Genomic DNA, 576 nt, shown 5'->3' with positions numbered 1-576 from the left:
GTTTATACCCATTTTTTTTAATTTCTATCATATTTTTTTATTTTTTAAAATTAATTTTTAAAGCTTTCTAAATAAGCACATAATTTTTTAAATTCTTCTATATCTTTTATATTTTGAAGTTCAGCAATTCCAATCATATAGTGACTATATATGTGGTATAAAAATTGAACTTTATGCATTTCACATCTTTGAAATCCATCTTTAAAGGAGTATGAATATGGTATAAAATCATCTACGTTATTTTCAAAATATTTAATCTTAGCAAAGCAAAGTTTATGTATTTGAAACACCATAGCAAGTGCAGAATGTTTTTCCACAAATTTCTGTGAAAAATATTCAATAGGCTGATACTTTCCTTTCGGGTGTATATATTCCCAATTACAATTAGAGTTTAAATGTAATCTATATTCTTGTATAACCTTTTTCTTTTGTTCTTCTAATCTGCAATCCATTGAATTTAAATTCACAATAACCCCCCCTTTTCTTCTATTATATCAAGTTGATTTGTATTTATGAACGATAGTCTCTTAGTATAGTTTTTTTCTATTAAAGTACTTATATGAATCATTAAATACT

General features: G+C 24.1%; 1 protein-coding gene. It reads right to left on the bottom strand.

The genetic code is table 11. From position 1 onward, the window contains the following. Positions 1–50 precede the first annotated feature (50 nt). Entirely contained in the window at positions 51–467 is a 417-nt protein-coding gene (locus tag VN21_RS15480; RefSeq protein WP_052952114.1) for a hypothetical protein, read from the bottom strand. Between the last annotated feature and the right edge of the window lie 109 nt (positions 468–576).

The organism is Paraclostridium benzoelyticum (genome assembly GCF_001006285.1).
Lineage (GTDB): Bacteria > Bacillota > Clostridia > Peptostreptococcales > Peptostreptococcaceae > Paraclostridium > Paraclostridium benzoelyticum.
Note: the sequence above shows the minus strand (reverse complement) of the source record. Positions and strands in the feature narration are given on the sequence as shown.